This is a genomic window from Chelatococcus sp. GCM10030263 (assembly GCF_042666455.1).
In the GTDB taxonomy this organism is placed as follows: domain Bacteria; phylum Pseudomonadota; class Alphaproteobacteria; order Rhizobiales; family Beijerinckiaceae; genus Chelatococcus.
Genome location: NZ_JBHTDB010000004.1, coordinates 138,407 through 164,782 on the forward strand (window position 1 = coordinate 138,407; position 26,376 = coordinate 164,782).

At 66.5% G+C, this 26,376-nt stretch carries 24 protein-coding genes; 7 read left to right on the top strand and 17 right to left on the bottom strand.

Going from position 1 to position 26,376, the window contains the following annotated elements; all coding sequences use genetic code 11:
- The first annotated feature begins 44 nt into the window (after positions 1 to 44).
- Positions 45 to 1,082 carry a sodium:calcium antiporter gene (locus ACFQU1_RS09965; protein ID WP_378131928.1) on the top strand — a complete coding sequence of 346 codons (1,038 nt, stop codon included), beginning with the start codon at positions 45 to 47 and terminating at the stop codon, positions 1,080 to 1,082.
- A gap of 8 nt (positions 1,083 to 1,090) precedes the next feature.
- Here ACFQU1_RS09965 and ACFQU1_RS09970 read toward each other — a convergent pair whose 3' ends face one another.
- The 9 genes from ACFQU1_RS09970 to ACFQU1_RS10010 form a co-directional block, all read right to left on the bottom strand.
- A complete protein-coding gene (locus ACFQU1_RS09970; protein WP_378131930.1) occupies positions 1,091 to 1,942 on the bottom strand; it encodes a YihY/virulence factor BrkB family protein in 852 nt (283 codons plus the stop codon).
- Between the two features lie 90 nt (positions 1,943 to 2,032).
- Positions 2,033 to 2,398 (bottom strand): hypothetical protein, encoded by a 366-nt coding sequence (locus ACFQU1_RS09975; RefSeq protein ID WP_378131932.1) that lies wholly within the window; start codon positions 2,396 to 2,398, stop codon positions 2,033 to 2,035.
- A gap of 3 nt (positions 2,399 to 2,401) precedes the next feature.
- The gene (ctaD, locus tag ACFQU1_RS09980) at positions 2,402 to 4,981 is read right to left on the bottom strand and encodes a cytochrome c oxidase subunit I (protein ID WP_378131935.1); all 2,580 of its coding nucleotides are present in this window, start codon (positions 4,979 to 4,981) and stop codon (positions 2,402 to 2,404) included.
- Positions 4,978 to 5,943 (bottom strand): cytochrome c oxidase subunit II, encoded by a 966-nt coding sequence (gene coxB, locus ACFQU1_RS09985; protein WP_378131937.1) that lies wholly within the window; start codon positions 5,941 to 5,943, stop codon positions 4,978 to 4,980. The genes ctaD and coxB overlap by 4 nt, the downstream gene beginning before the upstream one ends.
- 9 nt (positions 5,944 to 5,952) lie before the next feature.
- Complete coding sequence (locus ACFQU1_RS09990) at positions 5,953 to 6,762, bottom strand: c-type cytochrome (RefSeq protein WP_378131939.1); 810 nt, start codon at positions 6,760 to 6,762, stop codon at positions 5,953 to 5,955.
- Positions 6,759 to 8,528, bottom strand: coding sequence for a GMC family oxidoreductase (locus ACFQU1_RS09995; protein WP_378131941.1), 1,770 nt, complete (start codon positions 8,526 to 8,528; stop codon positions 6,759 to 6,761). The genes ACFQU1_RS09990 and ACFQU1_RS09995 overlap by 4 nt, the downstream gene beginning before the upstream one ends.
- An 8-nt stretch (positions 8,529 to 8,536) precedes the next feature.
- Complete coding sequence (locus ACFQU1_RS10000) at positions 8,537 to 9,319, bottom strand: gluconate 2-dehydrogenase subunit 3 family protein (RefSeq protein WP_378131943.1); 783 nt, start codon at positions 9,317 to 9,319, stop codon at positions 8,537 to 8,539.
- A complete protein-coding gene (locus ACFQU1_RS10005; protein WP_378131945.1) occupies positions 9,316 to 9,702 on the bottom strand; it encodes a hypothetical protein in 387 nt (128 codons plus the stop codon). The genes ACFQU1_RS10000 and ACFQU1_RS10005 overlap by 4 nt, the downstream gene beginning before the upstream one ends.
- Positions 9,702 to 10,532, bottom strand: a complete 831-nt coding sequence (locus ACFQU1_RS10010) for a c-type cytochrome (protein ID WP_378131947.1) — start codon at positions 10,530 to 10,532, stop codon at positions 9,702 to 9,704. The genes ACFQU1_RS10005 and ACFQU1_RS10010 overlap by 1 nt, the downstream gene beginning before the upstream one ends.
- A 172-nt stretch (positions 10,533 to 10,704) precedes the next feature.
- Between ACFQU1_RS10010 and ACFQU1_RS10015 the strand changes: the two genes are divergently transcribed.
- The 4 genes from ACFQU1_RS10015 (at position 10,705) to ACFQU1_RS10030 (ending at position 15,131) form a co-directional block, all read left to right on the top strand.
- Positions 10,705 to 11,100 carry a c-type cytochrome gene (locus ACFQU1_RS10015; protein WP_378131949.1) on the top strand — a complete coding sequence of 132 codons (396 nt, stop codon included), beginning with the start codon at positions 10,705 to 10,707 and terminating at the stop codon, positions 11,098 to 11,100.
- A gap of 164 nt (positions 11,101 to 11,264) precedes the next feature.
- Positions 11,265 to 12,383 carry a c-type cytochrome gene (locus ACFQU1_RS10020; protein WP_378131951.1) on the top strand — a complete coding sequence of 373 codons (1,119 nt, stop codon included), beginning with the start codon at positions 11,265 to 11,267 and terminating at the stop codon, positions 12,381 to 12,383.
- 152 nt (positions 12,384 to 12,535) lie between these two features.
- Entirely contained in the window at positions 12,536 to 13,738 is a 1,203-nt protein-coding gene (gene nhaA, locus ACFQU1_RS10025; RefSeq protein ID WP_378131953.1) for a Na+/H+ antiporter NhaA, read from the top strand.
- A 142-nt stretch (positions 13,739 to 13,880) separates the two neighbouring features.
- Positions 13,881 to 15,131, top strand: coding sequence for a PQQ-dependent sugar dehydrogenase (locus tag ACFQU1_RS10030; protein ID WP_378131955.1), 1,251 nt, complete (start codon positions 13,881 to 13,883; stop codon positions 15,129 to 15,131).
- A gap of 84 nt (positions 15,132 to 15,215) precedes the next feature.
- Here ACFQU1_RS10030 and ACFQU1_RS10035 read toward each other — a convergent pair whose 3' ends face one another.
- From ACFQU1_RS10035 to ACFQU1_RS10065, 7 genes are all read right to left on the bottom strand, one after another.
- Positions 15,216 to 16,778 (bottom strand): FAD-dependent monooxygenase, encoded by a 1,563-nt coding sequence (locus ACFQU1_RS10035; protein WP_378131958.1) that lies wholly within the window; start codon positions 16,776 to 16,778, stop codon positions 15,216 to 15,218.
- Positions 16,779 to 16,931: 153 nt separating this feature from the next.
- Positions 16,932 to 18,491 (bottom strand): autotransporter outer membrane beta-barrel domain-containing protein, encoded by a 1,560-nt coding sequence (locus tag ACFQU1_RS10040; protein WP_378131960.1) that lies wholly within the window; start codon positions 18,489 to 18,491, stop codon positions 16,932 to 16,934.
- Between the two features lie 228 nt (positions 18,492 to 18,719).
- Positions 18,720 to 19,883, bottom strand: coding sequence for an SRPBCC domain-containing protein (locus tag ACFQU1_RS10045; RefSeq protein WP_378131962.1), 1,164 nt, complete (start codon positions 19,881 to 19,883; stop codon positions 18,720 to 18,722).
- Positions 19,880 to 21,580, bottom strand: a complete 1,701-nt coding sequence (locus ACFQU1_RS10050; RefSeq protein WP_378131964.1) for an MFS transporter — start codon at positions 21,578 to 21,580, stop codon at positions 19,880 to 19,882. Before ACFQU1_RS10050 ends, ACFQU1_RS10045 begins: the two co-directional genes overlap by 4 nt.
- 40 nt (positions 21,581 to 21,620) lie before the next feature.
- On the bottom strand, positions 21,621 to 21,998 hold the full coding sequence (locus ACFQU1_RS10055) for an ArsR/SmtB family transcription factor (RefSeq protein ID WP_378131966.1): 378 nt from the start codon (positions 21,996 to 21,998) through the stop codon (positions 21,621 to 21,623).
- Positions 21,999 to 22,298: 300 nt separating this feature from the next.
- Complete coding sequence (locus ACFQU1_RS10060; RefSeq protein WP_378131969.1) at positions 22,299 to 22,934, bottom strand: glutamine cyclotransferase; 636 nt, start codon at positions 22,932 to 22,934, stop codon at positions 22,299 to 22,301.
- 9 nt (positions 22,935 to 22,943) lie between these two features.
- Positions 22,944 to 24,167 carry a helix-turn-helix domain-containing protein gene (locus tag ACFQU1_RS10065; protein WP_378131971.1) on the bottom strand — a complete coding sequence of 408 codons (1,224 nt, stop codon included), beginning with the start codon at positions 24,165 to 24,167 and terminating at the stop codon, positions 22,944 to 22,946.
- An 87-nt stretch (positions 24,168 to 24,254) separates the two neighbouring features.
- On the opposite strand from ACFQU1_RS10065, the gene ACFQU1_RS10070 reads away from it, so the two are divergent.
- Both ACFQU1_RS10070 and ACFQU1_RS10075 read left to right on the top strand, forming a co-directional pair.
- A complete protein-coding gene (locus ACFQU1_RS10070) occupies positions 24,255 to 25,049 on the top strand; it encodes a DUF899 domain-containing protein (protein ID WP_378131973.1) in 795 nt (264 codons plus the stop codon).
- A 53-nt stretch (positions 25,050 to 25,102) separates the two neighbouring features.
- A complete protein-coding gene (locus ACFQU1_RS10075) occupies positions 25,103 to 25,882 on the top strand; it encodes a DUF2182 domain-containing protein (protein ID WP_378131975.1) in 780 nt (259 codons plus the stop codon).
- Between the two features lie 47 nt (positions 25,883 to 25,929).
- Here the strand turns inward: ACFQU1_RS10075 and ACFQU1_RS10080 are convergent, their stop codons facing one another.
- Complete coding sequence (locus ACFQU1_RS10080; protein ID WP_378131977.1) at positions 25,930 to 26,358, bottom strand: ester cyclase; 429 nt, start codon at positions 26,356 to 26,358, stop codon at positions 25,930 to 25,932.
- Positions 26,359 to 26,376 lie beyond the last annotated feature (18 nt).

Genomic DNA, 26,376 nt, shown 5'->3' on the forward strand with positions numbered 1-26,376 from the left:
GGCTTTTCCGGCTCGCTGCCTCCCACCACAGGAGGAGAGCCGCATTGCAGCTCACCGGGCTCGGCCTCTGGTTGACTGCCGCCATCTTCCTGGCTGCTGCGGTGGTGGTCTGGGCGGCGGGCACGCGGCTCACCGGCTATCTCGATACGATCGCGACCATCACGGGGCTTGATCAAGCTTTCACGGGCATGCTGCTCCTCGGCGGCATCACGTCCTTGCCGGAGGTAGCGGCTGTTGCGACGGCTTCGGTTGCCGGCGACGCACCGCTGGCGACCAACAATCTCCTCGGTAGCGTCTCGATCAATGTCCTGCTCATCGCCTTCGCCGACGCCGTCCTCGGCCGCGCCGCGCTGACCTCGACGGTGCCCACCTCGACGACGATGCTTCAGGGGGCGCTGGGCATGATCGCGCTGGCGCTGGTCGCCGTCGCCGTGCTCACCGGCGACGTGGCGCTCGGCTGGGTCGGCCTGTGGCCGATCATATTGTCCGCCTATTGCGTCTGCGCCTTCTGGCTCTCATCTCGCTACGCGCGTCGCCCGCCCTGGCACGCGCGCGACGCCAATCCGGAAGGGCAGGGCGGCGATGCTGACCGAAGCGCGCATCCTTCGTTGCGCTCGCTCGTCATGCGAACGAGCCTCGCCGCGGCGTTCATCCTCGTGGCCGGCTTCCTCCTGGCCCGTGCGGGTGAGGCCATTGCGGTCGAGACCGGGCTCGGCTCGGGGCTTGTCGGGCTCGTGCTCGTCGGTTTCGCGACATCGCTTCCGGAGGTCAGCTCAATTACCGCCGCGGTGCGGCGAAAGCGGTATGAAATGGCGCTGGGCGACGTCTTCGGGACGAATCTCCTGACGATCGGTTTGCTCGTCCTGTCGGACGCGCTCTACCTCAAGGGCCCGGTTCTTCGGGAAGCCGGACGGTTCGAGGCGATCGCCTCGCTCATCGGTGTCCTGCTTACCGGCATATTCCTCGTCGGCCTCATCGAGCGGCAGAGCAAGACGGTGCTGCGCATGGGCTACGACGCCGTCCTCGCCATCGTCGTGTTCGCGGGCGGCCTCGTCATTCTTTACTTCAACCAGGGCTCATGAGACCGCCGTCAGGACGATCCTGTCCTGCGGTCGTGCCAGTCACCCAGCGTCTTTCCGAATTCCGCCCCGAGAAGCAGGATCTGCGAGGAATAATAGACCCACAGCATGATCGTCATGATGCTGGCAGCGGCCCCGTAGGTCGAAAGGGCGCCGCTGCGGCCCACCACGAGGCCGATCACGAATTTCCCAAAGGTGAAGAGGATGCCGCTCAGAACGGCGCCTGACAGCACCTCGCGCCAGCTCGGCCGGGCATTCGGCAGGATCGCGAAGATCAGCGCAAACAAGAGCACGGCGAAGAAGAGGCCGAGAACGAAATTGCCGGCGATCAAAGCCGTCGCCACGCCCGGAAAAACCCCGGCAAGGTAGTTGGAGGCTGCCGCAAGCGCTGCATCGACAAGAAGGGACACGAGCAGCAGGAAACCGAGGCTCGCGATCAGCGCAAAGCTCAGAAGGCGGCCACGCAGGAAGGCCCAGAGCCCGACAGTGGAGGGCCGCCCAGCCTTCCAGATAATGTTCAGCGCGTCCTGGATCTCGACGAGTGCGCCAGTGGCAAGCAGCAGAAAGGTGACGAGGCCTATGATGGTGCCGAGGATTCCCGATCCGAAATTGCGGGCGTCGGCAATCATCGCCTGCAAGAGCCCGGCGCCCTCAGTCCCGATCAGGCCGCCGAGCTCGCGGACGATCGCTCCCTGGGCGGCATCATGTCCGAAGGCGAGCCCCGCGATGGCGATGACCATCAGCAGCATGGGCGCAAGCGAGAAGACGGCGTAGAAGGCGATCGCCGCGCCGAGGCTCATGGCACGATCTTCCCACCAGCCGGCAATGGTGCCCCTGGAGAGATATCGAACTTGCTCCCACATCGCTCTTGCACCTCGAAGCTGCAGGCCTGGAAAACCGCCGGCGCCGTCGCATCAAGCCGGCGGTGGGCGGCGTGCGACCGGTGTTCCCCGCTATGCGCAAGGCTCGATGATCAAGGCCGGCAGGCCGTCCCAAAGCACGGCAACAAAGGAGAAGACCGCGATTGCTCCCGTGACGTAACGCCAGAACCGACGCAGGCTTCCGTCCGGCTCGCCGGAAATCCCAGGCCCGTGCCCCGCAACGGCCGCGGCGAAGATCAGCGCATCGAGCGCGAGCGCGATCAATGTCGCAACCCCCACGACGAAGGGGACCGTGCCGACGCCGAGGAGCATCGTTCGATCGAAGCCGCGGGCGCAGGCCAGCCCGTTGAAGCCGTAGACAAGCAGGAAATGGGCGGCCCAGACCAGAAAGCCACCCATCAGGAACGCGATCTTGGAGACGAAACCGGCGGTCGCCATGGCTCACGCTCCTATGAGCCGTGGGAAGAACGTGACGACGACCAGGCCGACCAGGCCCTGGCCGAGCGCATAGACCCACAACAGCACGGTGTTGTCGAAAGTGGCGCGGCGCATGCCGTCGAGCCGGCCGGCGAAGGACCGCGCGAGGGTATAGAGCGCCATGATCGCGAGGGTGGCGACATAAAAGCCCTGCAGACCGGCGATCATGGCGACTGTCGCCGCATAACCGCTGTCGGTCGGGCGAAGGCCCGATTCATCGAGAGCATGCAAATCATTGAGCAGGCCGAGGACGAGCAGCGCGAGCGCACCGAGGAGGGCGAGCCGCATGGGCCAGGGGCTGCGTTCCGGCACACGGGCGAGCAGCCGGCTCGCGAGGATGAGGAGCCCGCCGCTTGCGATGTAAAGGGCGGCCGCCAGCGCGGGCCGGGCGAGCGAGGGCATGTCGGCCGCCGAAGGCCATCCCTCCGGACGCACGGTCCAGAGAAAGAAATACGAAAAGAGCAGGCAGGCGAAGAGTGTGCCAGCGACGAGCAGCAGCACGATCATCGCCCACCACGAGTGGCTCATCGGTCCCGTGACATAGACCGGCAGCTTGATGCCGCCGCCGATGTCGACCGGGGCTTGGCTCGGGCCGGGATCCGTGTCCCAGAGCCACCACGCCACCATGGCTATGGCGAGGACGCCGCAGATGACGGCGGGCACGACGAGCTTGACCGTCAGGAGCAGGAAGAAGGCGGCGGTGAAGAGCGCCGCCAGCACCGTTGGCCAGCTCGGCCCGGGCATCTGGACGAGATATTGCGGCTCGGCGGTGATCGGGCTCGTGACGATCGTCTCGCGCCCACCGGTCGGCGCGCCCGGCAGGTAGTAGCGGCCGGCCTCCACGTCCCTGGCGAGGTTCGGCTGGTCCCAAAGCGGTTCGCGGCTCGTGACGATCGGGATGCTGCGATTGGCGTAGTTGCCGCTCGGCAGCCATTCGAGCGTGCCGGCGTTCCAGACATTGCCGGCATTGTCCTCGCCGACGCGGAAGGAGCGGATGAGGTCGTAGACGAACAGCGCCACCCCGGCCGCGATCATGAAGGCGCCGATGGTCGAGAGCATGTTGAGAACGTCCCAGCCGAGACCGGCGGGATAGGTATAGACCCGCCGCGGCATGCCGATCAGCCCGGTGATGTGCATCGGGAAGAAGGTCACGTTCATGCCGATGAACATGAGCCCGAAGACCCATCGGCCGAGCCGCTCGGACAAGGGCTTGCGGCTGGCATGCGGCGCCCAATAGTAGAAGGCGGCGAACAGCGGAAAGACCATGCCGCCGATGAGCACATAGTGGAAATGCGCCACCACGAAATAGGTGTCGTGCGCCTGCCAGTCGAAGGGCACCATGCCCACCATCACGCCGGTGAGGCCGCCGAGGGTAAAGATGAAGAGAAAGCCGAGCACGAAGAGTGCCGGCGTCGTGAGCCTCACCCTTCCCGCGGCGATCGTCGCGATCCAGGCGAAGACCTGGATGCCGCTCGGCACGGAGACCGCCATGCTTGCGGCCGAGAAGAAGCTGAGACTGAGTTGTGGGATGCCGGTGGTGAACATGTGGTGCACCCACACGCCGAAGCTGATGAAGCCTGTCGCGATGATCGCGAGCACCACGAGCCGATAGGCGACGAGCGGCGTCTGCGCGATCGTCGGAACGATCATTGACACCATGCCGGCCGCCGGCAGGAAGATGATGTAGACCTCCGGATGGCCGAAGAACCAGAAGAGATGCTGCCACAGCAGCGGGCTGCCGCCCTTCTCCGCGATGAAGAACGGCCAGCCGAAGGCGCGCTCCAGTTCGAGCAGGGCCGTGCCGAGGATGATGGCCGGAAAGGCGAAGACGATGAGCCCGGCGAAGACCAGCATCGCCCAGGAATAGACGGGCAGCTTGTCGAGGCTCATGCCCGGCGCACGCGTCTTCAGCACACCGACGATGATCTCGATGGCGCCCGCAATCGCCGAGATCTCGATGAAGCCGATGCCGAGCAGCCAGAAATCGATGTTTATGCCCGGCGAATATTCGGTGCTCGACAAGGGCGGATAGATGAACCAGCCGGCATCCGGCGCCACCTGGAAGAAGAGGCTGCAGAAAAAGGCGAGCCCCCCGAAGAAATAGGCCCAGAACGCATAGGCCGACAGGCGCGGGAATGGCAGGTCGCGCGCCGCCTGCATGTTGGGCAGAAGATAGACACCCATGGCCTCCACCGCCGGCACGGCGAAGAGAAACATCATGACGGTGCCGTGCATGGTGAAGAGCTGGTTGTAAGTGCCCTGGCTCACGAGGCCGGCATCGGGCACCGCGAGCTGGCTGCGCATGATGAGCGCCAGTATCCCCGCCAGGATGAAGAAGAGGAAAGCTGTGCCGATATAGAAGATGCCGATATAGGTATTGTTGACGACGGTGGCGAAGCTGAAGCCGGGCGGCGGCTGCCAGACGCGGCTCAGCGTTTCGAATTCGCCCTCCGGCCGCGGCAGAGTGTTCGGGAAATCCGGCTCGGGCCTTCCCTTGCGCTTTTCCGCCTGCGGCTCTTCCTCCTGGCGGGTCTCCGCCGTCATTTCAGGCCCTCCAGATAGGCGGCGATGGCGCGCAGATCCTCGCCCGAGAACACCGGGAAGGAGGGCATCTTGTTGTTGGGCTTCAGATGCTGGCTCGATGCGATCCAGCCGGCAAGCGTGCCCCGATTGTTGGGATAGATGCCGGCGGCAATGGAGCGCCGGCTGCCGATATGGGTGAGATCGGGGCCGAGATCGCCGTCGGCCGACGTGCCGCGCACCCGGTGGCAGGCGCCGCAGCCGGACTGAATGAAAAGGTCGCGGCCGCGGGCCTGGAAGGTGGTGGGCGGCGCGCGCGCCGGCTGCCGCTCAGCCCTCAGCCAGTCCTCGAAAGCCTCCGGCGCATGCGCGACGACCTCGAAGGCCATCAGCGCATGTGCCGCGCCGCAGAATTCCGCGCATTGCCCGCGATAGACCCCGGGGCGATCGGCTTTCAGGACGAGCCTGTTCGCCTGGCCGGGGATCATGTCGAGCTTGCCGGCAAGGCTCGGGACCCAGAAGCTGTGGATTACGTCGGCGGTCGTGAGCGTAAAGCGCACGGGTCGCCCGACGGGAATATGGATCTCGTTCGCCGTGACGAGCGGCTCGCGGCCGTCGTCGGCTTCGTAGCGCACGCGCCACCAGAACTGCTCGCCCACCACATGAATCTCGAGTGGTGCCTCGCCCGGCACGCTCACGAGGCCGCGGGCGAGGGCAAGGCCATAGACGAGCAAGGCCGAGAGCACCACGACGGGGAAGACGATGCCGCCGGCGATCACCATGCGACGGTCGGCGAGCCAACCGCGGCGGCCCGGCGGCGCGAGGAGCGCGAAAGCAAGTAAAGCCATAACCAGGAGGAAGATGAGGCCGGCGCCCGCGAACATGATCCAGGAAAGCGTCGCGATGCCCTCAGCATTCGGCCCGCGCGGTGCGAGCGCGGACTGAACGCCCGTGAAAAGCTCGTCGAGGATCGCGATGCCCTCCATGGTCCGGCCTCAGGGCCGCCGGGCCGGCGCATCGCCGGCCGCCGCACCGGTGTCTTGGCCCCGATCGGGTCGGCGCACCGCCTCCGGCGGGCGGAACCGGGGCTCGTCGGGCGTGATCTCGCGTCCGCGGACATTGGCGAGGAAAAGCGAGACGGCGCGGATCTGATCCTCCGTCATCGCCTTGGCGATCAGTTCCATCACGCTCTGCGGATCACCCTTACGCACGCCTTTCTTCCACTGCAGGAGCTGGTACTCGAGATAGGGGGCGAACTGACCGGCGACGTAAGGATAGAAGGGCGGCTTGCCGACGCCGTCCTCGCCATGGCAGCCGCCGCAGGCCGGCACGCCCTGCTCGGGAATGCCGCGGGCCGAAATGGCGCCGCCGATCTGCATGAGCTCGACATCGGTCCGCGGCGGAGCCGGATAGGGCGCGTCCTCGAGCGATGCGTAATAGGACGAGACGGCGAGCATCTCGTCCTCGGTGAGAGCCTTCGCGATCGGCGCCATCACCGCATTCGGCCGCAAGCCCGCCGCATAGTCCTGCAACGTCTTATAAAGATACCAGCCGCTCTGATCGGTGAGGCGCGGAAAGGCGCCGCTCGCATTGCCGGCGCCGTCGAGCTCGTGGCAGCGCGCGCAAGCGATGGCCCCCTGGTCGCGGCCGCCGTTGAGCGCGACCGAGCGCCCCTGAAGGATCTCGACGCGCCGGTCGCCGCGTGCCTCCGGGCTTTCCGTGGCCGCCATCTGCGACAGCGCCGGAAGCCCGATCACGAGCCCGGCGCCGATCGCGAGGCCGAAGGTGACGATGCTCGTCCTCATGCCTGCACCAGCGGCCGGGGGTTGTTCAGATACTGGTTTCGCAGCGCGTCCAGCGCCCAATAGGTGAGCGCGCCGACGGTGTCGGTCGGGTTGTAGCCGGCGTTCTGCGGAAAGACGCTCGCGCCCATAACCCAGAGATTGTGCAGGTCCCAGGATTGCAGATAGCGGTTCACGACGCTCGTCGTCGGGTCGGTGCCCATGATGGTGCCACCGGTATTATGCGTCGTCTGATAGGGCACGATGCTGTAGTGATCGTCGAGCCAGCCGACCGATAGCTGTTTGGCGCCCATGGCTTCGGCGATCCGCCAGGCTTTTTCCGTGACGTGGCGCGACATGAGCCGGTCGTTGTAGGGGAAGTCGAAAGTAATCATCCCGAGCGGCTGGCCGAAAGCATCCGTGTAATTCCGGTCAAGGCCGACGTAGTTGTTCGGATGCGGCACCGATGAGCCGTGCACTGACAGCGACACGGTGCTGTTGTAGTGACGGGCGACCGCCTCCTTCCAGGCGAGCCCCCAGCGCGGCGTGCCATCCGGCACGGGATGATGGTGAATAGGGCGCCCGCTCGTCTGATAGGCGGCGATATACGCGCCACCCACGAAGCCGAGGCCGGAATGGTCGAAACTGCCGTTGTTGAAATCGTCGATTGCCGTGCCCAGCGCCCCCGCGCCCATGAAGGGATTGATCCGCTTGGCGCCCTCATAGAAGACGTCGACGCTGGTCATGGTTTGGTAAGTGTAGTTGCGGCCGACCGTGCCCTTGCGGGTCGCCGGGTCGTAAGGCTCGCCGATGCCGGACTGGAGCATCAGAATGGGATTGTTGTGGGCGAAGGCGCAGAGCGCGACGACATTGGCTGGCTGGAAGACTTCCCGGCCTCGTGCATCCATATAGGTGACGCCGGTCGCGATCTTGGCGCCACGGTCCCACTCGATGCGCAGCACATAGGCGCGGGTGCGCAGCTCGAAATTGGCATTGGCGAGGGCAGAAGGCAGGATCGAGACCTGCGGGCTCGCCTTGGCGAAATGTTCGCAGCCATAGGTCTCGCAGAATCCGCAGTACATGCACGGCTTGAGCTCCGCGCCATAGGGGTTCTCGTAATGCCGCGTTGAATTCGATGACGGCACCGGGAAGGGGTGGTAGCCGAGGGTCGCCGCCGCTTGGCCGAAGAGGTGGCCCGAATGGGATTGCTTCATCGGTGGATTGGGATAGGGCGCGCTGCGCGGGCCCTCGAAGGGATTGCCGCCCGGCTGGATCTGCCCCTGGATATTGCCGGCGACGCCGCCTGTTCCGCAGATCTTTTCGAAGAAGTCGTAATGCGGTTCGATCTCCTCGTAGGTGATTCCCCAGTCCTGAATGGGAACGTCGTCGTCCAGGAAGTCGCGGCCGTAGCGCTCGTTGACCCAGGATCGAAGCGCGAACCATTCCGGCTGGAAGCGCCAGGTCTGGCCGTTCCAGTGCACCATCGCCCCGCCGACTCCCTCTCCCGGCAGGAAGGAGCCGAGCTGGCGCATCGGCAGCGCCCGCTGGCCCGGGAAATTGCGGAAGCTCAGCGTCTGCACGCGGGTGTCCTGCATCATGCCGTGGCGAACGGAATATTTGAGCTCGTCGTGCATGGTCGGCGACTGGAAGTCCGGCACAGTCTGGCGCATGGCGCCGCGCTCCAGCGCCACCACTCGGTAGCCTGCCTCCGCCAGTTCCTTGCCGAGGATTGCGGCCGTCATGCCGCCGCCCACCAGCGCGATGTCGACCGGCTTCATCCGGATAGCCATGGCGCGTCTCACCGATGTCCGGCGATATGCGCCCGGCGCGCGGCGTCGTTGGCCATGCCGATCGGCGGACGCGAATAGGCGTAGCCATAGACATCGACGAGATCGAGATACTGGGCGTAGGCTCCGGGAAAACCAACCATCCGCCAGCCGGCCATGTCGCGATTGCCGCCATAGGCGGGATCGGCGAAGAAGCCCTCGACGGTGTTGGCGAGCAGGGTTTCGAAGAACACCGGCGCCGGCAGGGACGGAAGCGTGATGCCGCCGTTCTCCAGGCCCGTCAGCACGGCGTCCATGCCGGTATCGGTGAGCTCCCAGAATTCGCGGCCGTTATTCGTGTCGCGCACGTGTTTGCGCGTTTCCTCGATGCCGATCTGGTAGAGCTGAGCGGGGGTGAAGCGTAGCTGATAGCCCTGCTGCGGCGGGGCGTCAGCAAGCCAGGGGCCGTTGAGATACATGCGCTCGCCCGCCCCATAGGCGCCGGCGAGCTGCCGGTCGATATAGGTGAGGACGTCGGCCTCGGCCCCGCCCGGCCATGCGGGATCAGGCGGGATCAGCCGATCGACCGCCGCCCGGATGAAGGCTGCCTCTTGATCGTTGAAGAAGAACAGAACGCCGGTGGCCTCCGACGTCCGCCCTTGCGTCTGATCATGCGGCTGGGAGACATGCGCATCCTGCGCGAGCGCTCCGGCACCGGCCTCACGGCCGCCGGGCATGGTCGCGACGACCGCCCCAACGCCGGCAACGCTTGCCGCGCCAGCCTTGAGCAGATTGCGACGGGACAGATCGGTCATGGATTGCCTCCCTCGTCGGTGGTCTTGAGAACGGTTTGCAGACAGGGCCGATAGGCGTCGCTGTTTCTAAAGGCGTCGCAGAGCCCGGCTTTCGGCGTATCGGGCAGCTCATTCTGCGCTGACGCGGCGGTTCCGCCGCCTGCCGGGCCGCTGTAGCCGGTCGTCGTCGCATTGGTCGTGCCGGCGCCGATCTGCACAGCGCGACCCTGCTGCTCCGCGGAGGAACCAGCCTCCGGGCGGCCGCCGGTCTGCCCACCTTCGCCGCCCCGCGACTGCGGCAATCCCTCGGTGACGTTGCCTTGCGCCCGAACGTCGCCGCCGAGGAGCGAAGTCCCGAGCACAAGTGCGAAGGCCACGGTGCAAAGTCGCGTGAGAGCGAGCATCACCGCCTCCCGATGCTGGCGGGGTCTGGCGCGAAGGCGGGCGGAAGCGCGTCGACCGATGTCCTACCCGGCGCAGTCTGGGCCTCAGCGCTCCGCGGGCGGATCGAGGCGTAGAAGGCGGCCACGGCGCGGACGTCTTCGTCGGTCATCCGCCGGGCGATCATCTCCATGACGGCGAGGGGATCGCCCTTTCTGTGGCCGCGCTGCCAAGCGCGCAGCTGGGCTTCGCTATAGCTGGCAGATTGGCCGGCGAGGGAGGGATAGCTTGGGAAAATGCCGGAGCCGTCCGGACCGTGGCAGTTCACGCAGCCCTGAATGCCGCGCTCAGTCGAGCCGATAGCGGCCAGCATGGCCCCATGCTGGAGAAGCTCGAGATCGACCTCGGGCGGGTCGTCATAGGGCGCCCCGGTCTGTGCGGCGTAATAGACGGCGACGTCGCGCATCTCCCGCTCCGTCAGCGCCTGCGCGATCGGCGTCATCACGGCGTTCTGCCGGGCGCCCGCCGCATAGTCCTTGAGCGCTTTGTACAGATACGCGGGGGCCTGCCCGGCCAGTCGCGGAACGACGGCCGCTGCATCGCCCTTGCCGTTGAGGCCGTGACAGCTGAAGCAGGCGCCGCCCGCCGGTCCGACACCGCGCTCGCCGTGGGGCGTCGCGCCTGCATAGACGCCGACGACAACGGCGCGCCCGCGTTCGACATCGCCTTCGGCATCGAACGGCGCGCGCTCGGCCGTTCGCCCGTCCTGTGCGGCGGCTGCGAGCACAAGGGCGACCGCCAAAACGACCAACACACCTGCGGACGGCGGCCCTCCCGGCAAGAACCACGGCATTCGGCACAATCTCCAGCCGAGTCGTAACGATGCGTGGACTGCATGGTTCCGCGCAGCTCATGCCACGATCCTGGTGGTACGATCCCATTCCCGCCGGGGGCTGGCGAAGCCGATGCGCTGGAACATTCCCAAGCGGCGGAGGATTTTGGGCACGAGCGGAAGGAACGACGCCGTGTACCGGAGATCTTGTTCGCGCGCCCATCTCACAGCGATTCTCGGCTGTCTGTTCGGGCTGCTGCTCCCCGTGGGCAGCGCCACGGCCGAGCCGTCGATCCGTCATGTCGTCGGCGCTGATCCGGAGCGCGGCCGACGCCTCATCCAGGCCTATGGCTGCCAGGCCTGCCACGCCGTGCCGGGCGTGGCGGGTGTCGACGGCATCGTCGGTCCGCCCCTCCGCCATTTCGCGGCACGCGCCTTTATCGGGGGGACTTTCGCGAACGAGCCGTCCGTTCTGATCCGCTGGATCGAGGACGCCCCCGGCATGATGCCCGCCACCGCCATGCCGGACATGGGCGTCTCGCGCGACGAGGCGCGCGACATCGCCGCCTATCTCTACACGCTGCGCTGACCGCCGATGAAGTCCGGAACCGACATCCGGAAAAGGTCGTTGCTCGTGCGAGGCCCGATGGCCGGACTGCGAGTCACACGGGAGCGCGCGATGAGAGCCAAGACGGCGGGTCCATGGCCCTCTTCTCGAGGGGAGGGGGCATCCGCCTCCCACCAGACGGCCGCATGAAGATCGCAGCCGGCTTCGCCCTCGCGCTCCTCATCGGCCTCGGCGTGATGGCCGTTGTTGCCGTCACCGGGGTGTACAACGTCGCTGCGACGAGCCCGCATCTGCCGATCACGCGCTGGTTGCTGGAGGTCGGGCTGGAGCGGTCCGTTGCCTTCCACGCCCGGAATATCGAGGTGCCGGCGCTCGACGATCCCGCGATGATCGAGCAGGGGATGCGCCATTTCCAGGGCGGCTGCGTCTCCTGCCACGGCGAGCCCGGACGGGAGGATCCGCAATTCGGACTGCGCCTTCTGCCGATCGCCCCACCGCTTTCGCAAAAGGTCCCGGAGTGGTCGCCCGCCGAGCTCTTCTGGATCGTCAAGCACGGGATCAAGATGACCGGCATGCCGCACTGGGAGGCAGAGCAGCGGGACGACGAGGTCTGGGCCGTTGTCGCCTTCCTGCTGACGCTGCCGAATCTGAACCCCGAAGCTTACCGCGCTCTGACTGCGGTCGACGGCGGCGGGTTCGAAGCGGCCGAGGACGGGACGAAAGGCGGCGGCGAGCTCATCGTCGCCGCCGGCCCCTTCGCCGGCTCGCCTCTCGCCTGCATTCGCTGCCACGGTGCCGACGGGCGTGGTTCGGCGACGGGCGCCTTTCCGCGCCTTACTGGGCAGGATGCGGGCTATCTCGACAAGGCGCTGCGCGACTACGCGAGCGGCCTGCGTCCGAGCGGGATCATGAGCCCGATCGCCCGCGCGCTGACCGGCGAGCAGATCCACGCGGTTTCCGCCTATTACGCGGCACGCCAGGACGAGGCGAAAGCCCCGGCGGCAGCAAGGAACATGGATGACATGTCCCTCCTGCAGAAGGGAGGCGCTCTGGCCGCTGTCGGTTCGCCGGAACGCGGCATCGAGGCGTGCAGCGCCTGCCACGGAGCGGGCAAGGCGGGCATTCCCTATCTCGCCGGACAGTTCGAGGGCTATGTCCGCCAGCAGCTTCTTTTGTGGAAGGCGGGGGTGCGCGGCGACCCGACCGGCGTGATGGCGCCGATTGCGCAGCGTCTGACGGAGGAGGAGATCGAAGCCCTCGCCCATTATTTCGCCAGGCTGCCGCCGTCGCGCCGTGGGGGATGATTGGGCGCATTGCCTCGATCAGATGCCGTAGCCGCGGATGACCGCAACCCCTACAATCCCGCATATGCGGTAGGCTGTCGCCGCAGTGCGGGACCGTCCGCTAACCAAAGCCCACCCCGGTTGTTGTTCCGCGAACAGAGGCTACCCGATTCATGCATGAACCCACCGGCCGACTGCCGTCGGCTTTCCGGAAGCTGCTGAGCAGCCAGGCGAGCGGCGGCCTCGTGTTGATGGCGGCCGCCGTCCTTGCCCTCGTCGTCGCCAATTCGCCGGCCGCGCCAGCTTATTTCAGCGTCCTGAAAACCTATGTGCTCGGTCTGAGCGTGCTGCACTGGATCAACGACGGGCTCATGGCCGTGTTCTTCCTGCTCGTCGGGCTGGAGATCAAGCGCGAGTTCGTGGACGGCCAGCTCTCGACCTGGCCGCGGCGGGTCCTGCCGGGGATCGCCGCCGCGGGCGGCATGATCGCGCCGGCGCTCATCTATCTGGCCTTCAACAGAGACGATCCGGCAGCATTGCGCGGCTGGGCCATTCCCGCCGCGACCGACATCGCCTTCGCGCTCGGGGTGCTCGCCTTGCTCGGCCCGCGCGTACCGGTCTCGCTCAAGATCTTTCTCACGGCGCTCGCCATTCTCGACGACCTCGGCGCGGTCGCCATCATCGCGTTCTTCTATACCGCCGATCTATCGCTGCCGATGCTCGGGCTCGCAGCGGTCACGGTCGGCATCCTCATCGCTCTCAACAGGTTCGGCGTCGTGGCGCTCTGGCCCTATATGCTGATCGGCGCGGGCCTGTGGTATTTCGTCCACGAATCCGGCGTGCACGCGACGCTCGCGGGGGTGGCGTTGGCGCTCACCATTCCCGTGCGCCCCTCTCCCGGGCGGCCCGATGCGGCAGACTCGCCCCTGCACCGCCTGGAGCATGGCCTCCAACCCTGGATCGCCTTTCTCATCGTGCCCATTTTCGGCTTCGCGAATGCGGGCGTCGCCCTTGCCGGCACCACGGCTTCCTCCCTCCTCGGCCCGGTGCCGTTGGGGATCGCTCTGGGGCTCTTTCTCGGCAAGCAGATCGGTGTGTTCGGCTCGGCCTTGGTCGCCATCAAGGCGGGCTGGGCGGATTGTCCCGCCGGTGCGACCCTGACCCAGCTCTATGGCGTGAGCCTCTTGTGCGGCATCGGGTTTACGATGAGCCTCTTCATCGGCCTTCTCGCCTTCCCCGGCTCGCCTGAATTGCAGGACGCCACCAAGATCGGCGTGCTCGGCGGCTCCGTTCTTTCGGCGATTCTAGGAGCACTCCTGCTTAGGATGGCGCCGCCGGAATCCCATGTCCGCGAACCGGTGCCGCAGCGACCGTGATCGATCTCGTGCCGCCGTGCATAGGCCCAAGCTTTCGTGAAGTGCGGACCAGAAGGCTTGGATGCACACTGGCGTGATCTCGATCGCCTCGAATGCTGGACCCGTCGCGACGACGGCAGGGGCTCGCCTGAATGGAGCTCGCATGAACAGACAGCACGCTCTCCGCCGTTGCCGTCGGTCCGTGTTGGCCGCGGCGCTCGTTCTGGCTTCGCTTCCCTTGGTTTTGTCGTTCCTGGCACCGCTCGCGCCGAATACCGCAGCCGCGGCCTATCGAGGCCAGGCGCTCGCCGACGCCAATCAACTGCCGTCCGAGTTCCCGCAAGCCGATCCCACATTCACGGTTGTGCGCGTTGCCGGCCCGTTCGCGTTTCCCTGGTCGATCGCGCTTCTTCCCGATAACCGGATGCTGGTCACGGAGCGTCCAGGCCGGATTGTTCTGCTCGAGCCGACCGGTGACGCGGCAGCGAGCCATCGCGTCGAGGGCGTGCCTCAAGTGCTGGCAGCCGATCATGCCGGACTGCTCGACGTGGCGTTGGACCCGGGCTTCGCGAGCAATCAACGCTTGTATCTCTCCTATGCGCACGGCACCGAAGAGGCGCTGACGCTACGCATTTTTCGCGCGCGCCTCGTGGGTTCGGCTCTCCTCGACGGCGAGGTCATATTCGAAACCAGGCCGGCGGTTGCCGGTGTTCTCCAGCTCGGCGGCCGGCTCGCTTTCGGCGCGGACGGGATGCTGTACCTGACAGTGGGCGATCGTTTCCAGGGGGCCCGCGCTCAGGATCTGCAAGACCATTCCGGCTCGATCCTGCGCATCCGGCCAGACGGCGGCGTGCCCGACGACAATCCATTCCGCGGATCTCCGGAGGTCTTGCCGGAGATCTTCTCGTATGGTCACCGCAATCCGCAGGGGCTGACGGTGGAGCCGGCGAGCGGCCGCCTCTGGGCCATCGAGCACGGGCCGCAGGGCGGCGACGAGCTTAACCTGATCGAAGCCGGCCACAACTACGGCTGGCCTGTGACCACCTACGGCATCGACTACGACAATACGCCCATCGGCATCGGGCCGGAGGCGCCGGGGATCACTCCTCCCGTCCACCATTGGACGCCGTCAATCGCACCGTCCGGCCTCACCTTTTATCACGGCGCCGCATGGCCGGAGTGGGAGGGCCAGGCCGTGCTCGGCAGCCTCGCCGGGCAGAAGCTCTTCCGCCTCGACCTCGGCAGCCTGCCGCTCACCCAGGAAGTCCTGATCGACGGCGAGGTCGGCCGCATCCGGGACGTCCGCACGGGACCCGACGGTCTCATCTATTTCGTGACCGATGACCCGGAGGGCTTCCTCTATCGCCTCGAGCCCGTCATCGAGCAGAGCGCGCGCAAACGGTCTACCGGATAGTTGCAGCCCGCCGCTGCCGTCCTCTCCGTCGCCCGCGCACGAACCCCCGATGAGGAGGGATCGAGGCGAGGGTGCCGGGTGACATCACTGTCCTGGGCCGCGCGAGCCAAGTCGTTCTGCATAGGCCGCCAGCGCGTCTGCATGCTTCTCGTCGGCGCGCAATCCCAGATAGCCATCGGGCCGCACGACGAAGAGCGTCGCCCCATCGACGCCGAGCCGCTCTGCAACGGCCGGATCAATGCCGGCGACCGCCGAGCCGTTGGCGCTCTGGCCGGAGAGCATCACGCTGACCTCTACGACATGACTACCGACATGAGCCTCGACGGCGCGATGGAGCGCCGTCATTTCGTCCGCTTCCGCCGAGACGCCACCGATGACGATGGCCACATGGCCCGTGCAATCGGTCGCGCTGTCGGCGGGGGCAGCCCGGATGTCGCTTGGCCACAGCTGACCCGGTGCGAGCGCGTCGTGCCGGTCGCCCATGACAATTGGCGAGGCGCCATAGTCGATGTCGAGTTCCGCTTCCGCCACCGCTTCGTGATGTCGTGAGGCGGGATCGGCGAAAACCTCGCGGATCGCGGCGTCACGGACGCGCCGCTCCTCCGGATCCGTGAGCATCTGGGCGTGATCGGCTTCGTCGCCCGCGGCCGTGAACTTCAGCGCCACGGGACGCCGTTCCGCCTCGTAACTGTCCAGCAGGGTTTCGGAGCAGAAGCCCTTGGCAACCAATGCCAGCTTCCAGCCGAGATTGAAGGCGTCCTGCAGGCCGCTGTTCATGCCGTGACCCTGGATAGGGCTACAGGTATGGGCCGCATCGCCGGCGAGCAGGAGCCTTCCGGAGCGGTATGTTCTCGCAACCTTCGTGTGGCAGTGAAAACGGGTCGGATTGGCAACGTTCGTGAAGATCGCATCGGGCCGATAGCGCGCGAGGGTCGTCGAAGCATCCCCCACGAGATCGGAATGCGCGGAGCCCGGCCTGAGGTAGACGCGCCAGCGCTGATCCGGCAAGGCGGTCAGGATGATCGGGATCTCGTCGAGATAGGCGTAGTTGGCCTCATGGGAGAAGGGCCAACGGGGAATGGTCGCATCGAACACCGCCCAGGGCTCGTCGATGTCATGGCCGTCCTGCTCTATGCCGGCAAGCGATCGCACAGTGCTGCGATGCCCGTCGCATCCCACGACCCAGTGGGCCAGGACCTGCTTTTCCTCGCCTTCGCTGAGGAGGGTCGCGAGGACCCCGTCGTCCCGCTCTTCGAGGCTGACCAGTCGGGTCGAGCGCGTGATCGTGCCGCCGAGACGCACGAGATAGTCCGCCAGGATCGCTTCCGTGACTTCCTCGGAAACCCCGAGATTGAAGGGGTAACGACTACCGCTGAGGGAAAGATCGATGTCGCCCAGCGCCGTTCCTTTGGAGTGAATACGCGCCAGGCGTTGCGGGACACCGGCCTTCAGGAGCGGATCGGCGATGCCGAGCGAATCGAATATCTCGATCGAGCGGGGGTGGACGACGGTCGCGCGGTCCCATGCAAGGGGCGTGTCATGCGCGTCGATGAGGAGGCAGTCCACGGCTCGGCGCCGCAATTCCGCGGCCAGCAGCAAGCCAGTGGGGCCGGCACCCACGACAAGCACAGTTGCATCGGTAACCATCACACCCCCTCCTGAGACGTCACGTGGCGACTCCATCTCAAGCGGGACAATCACCCGCCTGCCTTTTCAGCTGTCCGTGGCGCCCAGGCGCGATGGCTGCTTCCCCCTTCTAGCGCGATTTGCGTGAAGCGGTGCGGCCAATTCACCTGGCCCTCACCATGTCAGCCGGAGCCCTCCCCGCAGCTGATGGTTGCCGTTGCCGCCGCCCAGTTCCGCGTCGTAGCTGGCAAAGAGCGAGGCCTGCTCGTTCGCTGCGGCGGCGAGTGAGAGGCCGACCAGCGCGCTGTCACGCTGCGCCGTGGCGCCTGACACGGTGAACAGTTGACCAGGAGCCGCGACGAAGGCCGCCGTCATCGACTGGTCCGTGTCGCCGAACTCGTGCACCCAGCCGAGCCGCAGGCCAAGGTCGAGACGCGTGCCGGCACCGACCGCGAAGCTCGCCGCGAAATCGGCACCGAGTGTCCTGCGCACCGACGTCATCGTTTCCGACGCGATCGTCAGATTGTAGTTGCTCGCGCCGTTTTCGGTGAAGCCGTCCTGGTCGATCGAGGCGACCTGCAGGCGGCCGAAAGGTGTGATCGATGTCTTGAACGGCGTATCGAGGCCGATCTTGTAGCCGGTCTCGATCTGGCCGAGGAACTGGTCGGCGTCGGTATCGCCATCGGCGACGCCGGCCGGCAGGCCGGGGCTCGCGTTAATGCGCTGCAGGCTGTTGCTCGCCCTGGCATAGCCGGCCAGCGCATCGGCGTAGAAGGCGCCGTCAGCGAAGGAGCCATAGGCGACGGCGCTGACCGTTTCGGTGTCGGCGTCTCCGGCAAAGCCGCGGACCGATTGCGAACCGCCGACATAACCGCCGGCGACACCGAGGAGGACGCGCGAGTCGAGCCGATAGTCGATGCCGGCGGCCATGCCGCCGAGTGCGTAATCGAGGTCGGCCGCGCTTGAGTTGCCCGCCACGCTGCCTCTGGTTCCGATACCGCTGCCCCAGACGGAGAAGGGAGAGGCGGCCTCCGTGCCGGGCTCGACGAGCGTCCTGCGGTTGTCCCCGGCGGGCCCGCCGGCGCCACGGGCGACCGCCATCTGGCCGCCGACAGCATTCATGAAGAGCTGACTGGCGCGCAGGTTCACCGTGCCGAAGTCCGCATAGGGCTCACCGCTCAGGGTCTGCAAGGCGGCGGGGCCCTGCCCGAGCGGTACGCTGGCGACGGCCGTGATGAGCCCCCCGTAGCTGCCGGTGGCGGCGATAGCATCGAGGGCCCCGCCGACCGCCTGCTGGTTGCCGGTCAGGCCGCCAGCACGGAAGGCGCCGGGTTCCAGCGCCAGCGTGACATAGATGTGGTGCAGATCGAGCGAGAGCTGCGGGCTCAGGAAGGCGGTGCCGCCTGCCACATCGTCGAAGGTGACCTTGCCGCCGCTCTCCGTTGTGATGACCGTATAGCGCGTGCCGGGCGTGTAGAGGCCGGGATCTGCGGCAACGAACAACGTCCCGGCTTGGATCATCACCTGATGGTCGGGGCCCGTGCCGACATTGATCGAGCCCAGCGCCGCGCGGGCCAGCGTCGCACGGAAGCGTGGCGCCGCCGCACCCAAGGGGCGCAGCCCTGTGGCACCGGGGTCGATGCCCTGGATCGCCAGTGCCATGGCATCCGGATCGGAAAAGGCTCCAAAATAGGTGCGAGAGGCAGGTGCGACGGCTTCTTGGGGTGACGACATGCGATCTCTGCCCGCAACGCTCAAGGCAGAACCGTAGCCGGGCGCTATCAGTCTAACAATATGAAATCAGGACCGAATCGACAGAAATCTTGATCCTGCCGGACGTCTTGTGGGCTCTCGTGAGAGTTGTCGTTCTTCGACTGTCCGCTGTGCGCGGCAACGCCGCCGGGATGGGAGGTGGCCTGAGTTGCCGAGCCCCGCGGTCGTCCCGGCGGTTTGATCGACGCGTCAGGCGCCGCGATCGCGCTTCAGATAGTCTTCACGCGTGATCGGTTTGATGCCCGCGGCCTCCAGCTTGGCTCGGTCACGATCCGGGATCGTGTCGCGAATGAAGTCGATGTTCTTCCAGGGCGCTACTTCCGAAGGATGCTCCCCATCCGGCACGAAGCGGGAGAGATCGACGCGCTGATAGCGGTGGACGTAGCGTGGGCAATTGATGAAGACTTCAAACACCTTCACGATGAACAATAGTTCGGCGCCCGGCCAGGCCTCGAGCTCCGGACCGCCGCGCAAGAGCTTCGCAAGGCCATGCACGCGCAGGCGATGCGGCCGCTCGAAATCGATGAAGAGCAGCCCCACCTTCGGATTGACCGATAAATTGCCGGCCGAGAGATACATGCCGTTGCCGTCGTAGCTCGGCAGCACGATGGTGTGCTCGTCCGGCACGCGAACGAAGCCCGGCGCCCCACCTTTGTAAGAGCATGTCGGGAAGCCGCGGTGATCGATGCTCGTGAGGAACACCATGTCGCGCGCTTCGATGAAGCCCCGTTGGTCGGCATCGAGCGCGCTCGCGACGGAGACCTTCCGCAGCCGGTTGGCGAGCCGGCGGCTGTCGAAGGCATCCTGCAGGGTGCGGTGATGCTCCCCGTAGAGATCGGCGATGGCGCCGATCGGGACGCGAAAGACGGGCTCGGCGGGATTGGGATCGATCGACCAGGCGAGCCGATCGAGGCAGATCGACCATACCCTCCGATAGAGCTCGGCCGCCTCGGCGCTCGTCAGTTCGGCATGGGTCAGCGCCAGTTCGCACCGGTCCTGGCCGAGCGCGCGCAGGTCGATCCGGAGGGTCGAGGGCAGCCCCTGAAGATCGGCGACTGCGCCGCTGTAGTGCCAGGTCGCGGTGATCCGCCGGTCTGGGACGATCTCGATATAACAGCCCCAGATGTCATAGCCGGCACCGTCTGGATCCGTGCCGTGCAGGCGGAAGGAGCCGCCCGGCCGCAGGTCGACGGTCGCCCATTCGATCGTCCCGGCTCCCGGCGTCAGCCAGCGCGAAAGCCATTTGGGGTCGGTACAGGCGGTGAAGACGAGCCCCGTCGGTGCATCGAGCTGCCGGATGAGCGTCATCGACACGGGCGATGTACGCGGGGCGGGGGGAGCTGGCGAGGTCATGTGATTGCCCCCAAAGATCGATTGCGGGTTTCCGGCAGGAACAGCGCCCCGATGAGGGTGGAGAGACACAGGATCACCACCGAATACCAGAGCCCGGCGTAGAGATTGCCCGTGACCGTGAAGGCCGAGAAGGCAATGGCCGGCATGAAGCCGCCGAACCACCCGCCGATATTATAGGGCAACGAGAAGGCGGTGTAGCGGATGCGGGTCGGAAACATCTCGATCAGCCAGGCCGCGAGCGGTGCCGTGGCCAGCGCGACGAAGAAATTGAGGAAGGAGAGGAGAGCGATCAGCGCTGGGACGTTGGTCCTCGCGGGATCGGCGCGGGTCGGATAGCCGGCGCCAGCGAGCGCGGCGGCAATAGCCTTATCGAGGTCTTTCGATTGCGCAGTGAAGGCGGCCCGATCGAGCCCGTCGCCATCGAAACCGGCAATCGTCGCGCCGCCGATCTCGATTCGGGCCGAGGTCCCGGCCGGGGCGTTGCGCTCCACATAGGGGATGCCGAGCTTGGCGACGGCGCGGCGCGCCACGTCGCAGGAGCTGCGAAATTCGGCAAGGCCTATCGGGTCGAACTGGGCGGTGCATTCGCTCGGGTCGGCGATGACGGTGATCGGATGCTGGGCGAGGACCTCCACGAGGTCTGGACGGGCGTAATGCGTAATCGCCTGGAAGGTGGGATAGGCGGCGAGCGCCGTGCCGAGAAAGCCGGCGAGCACCACCGGCTTGCGGCCGACGCGGTCCGAGAGCCAGCCGGCGGCGATCATGAAGGCGACGAAGAAGAGGCTATAGCCGAGAATCGTATAGTGCAGCTGGAAGGGGTCGATCTTCAAGTTCAGCATCAAGAGATAGATCGGATAGACGCCGGTCGCATTGGCGACGGACTGCCCGGCGATCGCCCCGAACAGCACCAGCAGCGAGATGCGCAGATAGCGCCAGCGGCCGAATGCCTCTCGCACGGGCGCTTTGGAGCCTTGTCCCGTCTTCTTCATCTCGAGAAACAGCGGCGATTCCCGCAGCCGGAGCCGGATGTAAATCGAGATCAGCATCAGGACTCCCGATATGAGGAAGGGAATGCGCCAGCCCCAGGCCTCGAAGGCCTCCGTCCCGAGGGCAAATTCGCAGGCGAGAACCACCAATATGGCGAGCACCAGGCCACAGGCCCCGGTGATCGCGACGGCGCTCGTCGCAAAGCCCCGTTTGTGCGCCGGCGCATGCTCGGCGACATAGGTCACGGCGCCGCCGAATTCGCCGCCATAGGCGAGGCCCTGCAGGACGCGCATGGACATATAGACGAGCGGCGCGGCGAGCCCGATGGCGGCATAGTTCGGCACGAGGCCGATGACGACCGTCGAGAGGCTCATCAGCACGATGGTGACAAGGAAGCTGTGCTTGCGCCCGACGAGATCGCCCAGGCGGCCGAAGACGAGGCCGCCGATGGGGCGCACTACATAGCCGATGGCAGCCGACAGCAGCGTGAAGATATAAGCATAGGCCGGATCGAGGCCGGAGAAGAATTGCGCGGCGATGATGCCCGCCATCGGCCCGAAGAGGACGAGGTCATAGGCCTCGAAGATCGCGCCGAGCGAGGAAGCGAAGACCACGCGTCGTAATTCGCTGCGCGCGGGAACGGCCGGTGCAGCGCCGGCAAGCGGCGCAGCCGCGCCCGGCTCGCCCTTCAGAATGGCTTCCCGTCTCACGCGTCTCCTCCTCACGTGTTATTGCCGGGCCTTCCGATGATTACTCCTCGGGAGCCTCTTTCTTCATGTCCTCCAGAACCTCCTCCAAAGCATCGAGGCTCTCGTTCCAAAAGCGCTCATAGGCGGCAAGCCAGCGATAGGCCGCATTGAGGCCGGCGCCATCGAGCTTGCAGATGTGGTGGCGGCCCTTGATCTCACGGCGGATCAGGCCTGCCTTCTCCAGAGCTTTCACGTGATTGGACACGGCGACGAACGAGATCGGGAAGGACGGCACCAGCTCGCCGATGCTGTGCTCACGTTGTGCCAGCATGCGGATGATCGCCCGCCGCGTCGGATCGGCCAGCGCATGGAACACTGCATCCAAGGCGTCGTCCCGATATTTAATCATTCCATTAAATTTTGCCGGATCCTTGCCCATGTCAAGCGAGATTCGCTAAAGGGCGATCCATGGGTCAGCCTCCCGAGCGACCATGAGTGCTCAGCCCGCAAAATCGTGCATTGGCTGGACGGCGACGAAAGGGGCGGTCTGATCGCGCGTCCGCGCATGCCGCAATCGCGTTGGATGAGAGCGCCGAGCTTACTGTGAACCAACAGTGGTCGGGTGGAGCAGGGCAGACCAGGGGTTTACACGCCTGGCCGAGGTTGCGTTCGGCTGGGCTTGTCCCGCTCGGCTCGACCCTCGCGCCGTCTCGTGAAAGACGGCTGGCGGAGATCTTCTTCAGCGGCGCGGCCGGCGCACGGCTCTCACCCTGCCGCTCTTTCCGCCTCCGCAGAAGAACTGATCGCGGCCGTCGGACTCGAGCCCCGATATGCCCATGCCGGGCGGCATGTCGATGGCCTCCAGCACCTCTCCCGTGTGTGGATCCAATCGTCTCAGATCGCTTTCGTCACCTTCCCAGGTGGCGTGCCAGAGCTCGCCGTCGACCCAGGTGACGCCGGTCACGAAACGCTTGGACTCGATGGTGCGAAGGATGGCTCCGGTTTCGGGATCGACTTGGTGGATCTTGCCATCCCGGTATTCCCCAACCCAGAGCGTCCCTTCGGCCCAGGCCAGCCCCGAGTCACCGCCACCGCCGGGCGCCGGGATCGTCGCGAGCACGCGGCCGGTCGCCGGCTCGATCTTCTGGATGCGATCCTCGGCGATCTGGAAGAGGTGCTCGCCGTCGAAGGCCGTTCCCGCATGGGCGGCGACCTCGATGGCCTGCACCGTCTCGCCGCTCGCCGGATCAAGGGCGTTCAGCCTGTCTCCCGACGCGAACCAGATGCGCTGGCCGTCGAAGGTGACCCCGGCCACCTCGTCGACGCCGGGAAAGGGGCCGTATTCGTGGGTGATGTCTGCTGCTGATCGTTTCATGCATTCAGCCTAATCGCTCGGCAGTGCGGCCGGGAGTAACAAAGTCGTCGTGAATCCAGGCACGGGCGGCGTGATCCAACGGCGCGATCGCGCGCGACCGAAGAACTGCACCTTGCCGGCGGCCTGCAGCTGGTCGAGCGCCCGCTGCACGCTGCGCTGGCTCGTGCCGAGCGCCAGCGCCAGCGCCGAGCTCGACCAGGATTCGCCGTCGGCGAGAAAGGCGAGCACGGCGGCATGCCGCTCCTCGACGGGCCGCGCCAGCACGACGACCTCGGTGTCGGCGCGCCGCGGCACCAGCGCAAAGCCTCGCTTGGTCGCGTTCACACGCGCGACCGTCTGCAGCTCGCGGCGCAGCCGGCCGATCTCGACCCGCAAGCGTGCGCGATGGGACTCGTCGACGTATTTGGCGCCGAAGGCTCGTGCGAGCAGGATGTCCCTTGGCACATCGGCCGGCCAGGCTTCGCCCAGCACCCGTGCGAGCGCAAAGAGCACGGGACGCGTCGCGAGCGAGACCAGCCCGCTCTCATTACGCACCACATGGCGGCAGGCATCCACGACAAGGGCCTTTGACGCCAAGAGCGCCTCGACCTCCGCGAGCAGGAGAGGGCGCTCGCCGCCACGCGCAATCAGGCGCGCCGCCGGCGTCGACAGCACGAGGGATGCACTGTCGACCTCCGCTGTCAGGGCAGGGATGCCGGCCCGACGCGCGGCCAGCCCGGCCTTCGTAAGCGCGACGCGTGCCGCCTTCGTCCGAAGACGCCGCATGGCGATCCCGGCAACGACCAGCTCGCGGACGGCCGTCAAGGCGGGCGGCAAGGGCGTTCCGTCGAAGGCGGCGAGGCTGCGCTCGGCCTCGTCGAGCCGCCCGATGAGGAGGAGGCGCCGGACTGCGAGATACCGGGCATGGGCGGCATTGACCTGATCGCCGTGCGCCTCGAGCGTTGCCCGCGCCGCCTCCAGCGCCTTTACGGGCCAGGCGAGGTCGCGCGAGGCAAGCGCGATTTCCGCCTCGGCGACGACACAGCGCGCGCGGGCGACAGCCTCCTTTGGCCCGAAGGCGCGCGCCGCACGTCGCACCAGGGCGCGCGCGCGATCGAGATCGCCGAGTTGCGCCATGGCGATGCCACGAAGCGCCAGCGCCGGTGCATCGTCGCGCAGGGCGACCCGGTTCAATGCGCCGAGTGGATCACCGGCGGCGAGCGATCGCGCCGCGGCCGTGATCAACGAGTCCATCGGAATCCCGTCACACTTGTCACTCCCACCGTTCGATAGCCGGCGCCTAGTCTCCTCGCATCACCCAACCAGAAGCGAGTGAGGACCATGATGAAACATATGACCGGCACACGTGAAGAGTGGCTCGAGGCACGGCTCGCGCTGCTCGACGCCGAGAAGGACCTGACGCGGCGGAGCGACGACTTGGCGCGCCGGCGCCAGGAGCTGCCGTGGGTCCGGATCGACAAGGATTATCGCTTCGACACGGACGTCGGCAGCGCGTCGCTGACCGACCTCTTCGCAGGGCGCTCGCAGCTCCTCGTCTACCACTTCATGTTCGGGCCCGACTGGACCGCTGGTTGCCCCTCCTGCTCGATGATCGCGGACGGCTTCAACGGCTTCGCCGCCCATCTGTCGAACCACGACGTGATGCTCTGGGCGGTGTCGCGCGCTCCGCTCGCAAAGCTGCAGGCCTACAAGCGACGGATGGGCTGGACCTTTCCCTGGGCGTCTTCACACGGCGGCGACTTCAACTTCGACTTCAACGTCTCCTTCACCGAGGCGCAACAGCGGGAGGGAAGGGTCGAATATAACTACGAACGTGGCGGTCACGCCATGGACGCCGCGCCGGTTCCGCCGGCTGTTGCAGAACTGGCGGCCGGATGCGGGACGGACGCCGCATCCTTTTCGCGCGACCGGCCGGGCTTGAGCACCTTCGTGCTGGAGGATGGCGTGATCTACCACAGCTATTCCACCTTTGCGCGCGGGCTGGACGGGCTCTGGGGCTCGTATCAGTGGCTCGATCGCGCGCCCAAGGGCCGCAACGAGACGGGCGTGTGGTGGCGCCGACACGACGAATACGATGAGCCGGCGAAAAGCCCGGCCGCGTCATGCTGCGCCTGACGCAAATGATCGGCGCCGCTGATGCGCCCCGACATGGGGAGGTCTCGCGGGACATGGCGTCCCAGCGGGCCTTCCTCGCCACCGCGGGGCTTCTCTTCGCCGCCAGCGCGACGGCGACGGTGGTCTGGGGCGCGTCTATGACGACCATGGGCGGAATGCCGATGCCGGGCGGCTGGACGCTATCGATGGCCTGGATGCCGATGTGCGGACAGACCTGGCTCGGCGCTGCAAGCTCATTCCTCGGCATGTGGGTGGTGATGATGGTGGCGATGATGCTGCCCTGCCTCGTCCCCATGCTCGGGCGCTACCGCCAGGCGGTCGGCCGCGCGGGCGTGATGCGGCTCGGCCGGCTCACCACATTGGTGGGCTCGGCCTATTTCCTCGTGTGGGCAATGTGGGGAGTGGCCGCCTTTCCCCTGGGGGCCGCCTTGGCGGAGCTGGCGCTGCGACAGCCGGAGGTGGCGCGCGCCCTTCCCATCGCCGCCGGTCTCGTCGTCCTGCTCGCCGGCGCGCTGCAGTTCACCGCCTGGAAAGCGCGTCATTTGGCCTGCTGCCGGGAAGCACCGGGGCAGGCCAGTATCATGCCTACGGATGCCGGCACGGCCTTGCGCCATGGGCTGCGGTTGGGCCTGCGCTGCAGCTATTCCTGTGGCGGGTTGATGGTGATCCTCCTCGTCCTCGGGGTCATGGACTTGAGCATCATGGCTCTTGTGACGGCGGCCATCACCATCGAGCGTCTCGCGCCGGGAGGTAGCCGCGTTGCTCAGGCCATTGGAGCCATCGCGGTTACAGCCGGGTTATTGCTGATCGCGGGCGCCGTCGCGTCCGCATAAGCCTGCCGCGGACGTTGCGGGTGACGAAGCCTTGGCCGGGGCAGGCGTTAGACGATACGCCTGTTGCCGGTGAGATGGCCATGCAGCTCGTAGGCGTTTCGGTCGACCCAATTGTGGCGCAGCAATCCATCCTCGCCGACTGCGATGATGGCGTTGCCCACCATGGTGAGGGGAGCCCCATCGGCTTCTGTGCCGAGAAAGCCGTTGTTTCGGCCCGTAAGCCGCCAGCGCGTCGCGACCCGCGTGCCGTCCTCACTCTGGAAGATGTCGAGGACTTCGAATTCGATGTCCTCGACTTTCGTCTGAAAGCTGATGACCCATTGCTTGAAGGCTTCGCGCGACCGGATCTCGTGGCCGCCCGATGTGATCACGAAATCCTCATGAACCAAGGCGTTTATGGCGTCGGGATTTTGTGGCGAGCGCCAGACTTCGGTCCAGAATCGATGAACGATATCGATCGCTGTTTCGCGCTGCATGGGAGTTACCCTTTACTT